The sequence below is a fragment of the Ruegeria sp. AB8 genome, assembly GCF_056542605.1.
Genome location: NZ_JBQGAB010000084.1, coordinates 1 through 1,568, shown reverse-complemented (window position 1 = coordinate 1,568; position 1,568 = coordinate 1). Strand labels below are relative to the sequence as shown.

Below are 1,568 nucleotides of genomic sequence, written 5' to 3'. Positions count from 1 at the left end.
TCAGCATTGGGTTGGAAAAGTCCGGTCGCATTCGAACGGAAAGTGGCCTAAACGAGCACTTGGGGCGGCACAAAAATGGGACAGGTCCACTCTTATCCGTTCGAATTCGTGGGTGAGCAAACTCTCAAGAACATTGAAGGCCAAGTGCGCGCATACCGTGTGGCCACCAAAGAGATCGAGACGGATACCGGCACACGCGACAAAGGCACGCTTGAATTCGACCTTCCGGAAAGACCTTGCATCGCGATTGTACCCTTCAAATGCCTGCGTTCTGACCCCGAAAAGGACTTTCTTGCCGATGGTATCAGGTTCGGCATCTCGGCCACACTAACACAGCTTTCCGGGCTTTTTCTTGTTCATGCACCGGCCCTTAATCCATATCGCGGGAAAGATGTCTCGGCATCATCGGTGGGCGCCAAATTCGGCGCTCGCTACATTCTCGAAGGCGCTGTCCAACAGGCTAGTGATCGAGTGCGGGTCACCGCGCAACTTGCAGACGTAGAAATCGAGCAAATCATCTTTGCTCAAAGCTATGATCGAGTTGTGGATGATATCTTCAAAGTTCAGGATGAAATCACTCGGGAAATCATCGCTGCACTGAACATAAAGTTGGCCACGAACGAACGAAATCGAATTTGGTTCGGAAAACTCAACAGCCCTGAGGCGGTGGAGTGTTACTACCGCGGTGCCAGTCACTTTTACGAGCTAAACCCGGAGGACAATGGAATTGCCCGCGGCTTTTTTGAAGAGCTTCACCGCGTACAACCCGACTCAGTGGTGGGTGCGAGCTACGTTTCCGTAACGCATTGGATGGACGGTTTTTTCAAGTGGACCGAGCCGGCAGCAAGATCCATGGAACTGGCGGCCAATTGGGCGCAAAGTGCCATAAAATACGAAGACAACAACGGCATTGGCCACGCTGTCTTTGGGCATATTCTACTTCTTAACAGGAAATATGAAGAAGCGCTGGCGCTATGTAAAACGGGAGCGAAACTTCGGTCGAGTTGTCCGTTGGCGCATGCTCTCCTGGGGCTCGTGCTGAATTATTGCGGCGACGCACAGTCCGCTGTTCAAAGCGTGAAAGAAGCCCTTCAGCTCGAGAAAGTGTATCCTGTTTGGCTAATCGACGTTCTCGCAGTCGCGTACCGAGACAACGGTAACATTGCGCTCTCGATCCGCGCTGCGAAAGAGTCCTTGCGGCTCAATCAAAAGAACAATGACGCTCGCATTATTCTCTGCAGCGACTACGAGCTTGCATCCGCTCACGACGAGGCGAAACGCGTCGCCCACGATATCGTGAGGAGTGATCCGGCGTTTTGCCTATCCGACTACGCAAACAGCCAGCCGTACAGGGACCCGTCAACGCTCGACCACCTTATGCAAACCCTTCGTGTAGCTGGCTTGCCGGACTAAGCACCAGACTTGGATTTCAGGTCCTTGGCAAATTCGATTTAGCCTGCTTACTCAAATCAGCGGATTAGGGTCAGGACTCATAGCCAATAGATAACGAGTGCTGCAAGGGCGATTGCTGACAGGAAGACCTTCGGGCACCTGTCGTAGCGGGTTGC

At 52.8% G+C, this 1,568-nt stretch carries 1 protein-coding gene; it reads left to right on the top strand.

The window, feature by feature from the left end; translation table 11 throughout:
- The first annotated feature begins 75 nt into the window (after positions 1-75).
- Entirely contained in the window at positions 76-1,413 is a 1,338-nt protein-coding gene (locus ACR0CG_RS23795) for a hypothetical protein (protein ID WP_480527974.1), read from the top strand.
- The last annotated feature ends 155 nt before the right edge of the window (positions 1,414-1,568 follow it).

Excerpts from the sequence above, each read along its gene's own strand:
- ACR0CG_RS23795 (WP_480527974.1), top strand. The coding sequence starts at position 76 with ATGGGACAGGTCCACTCTTATCCGTTCGAATTCGTGGGTGAGCAAACT.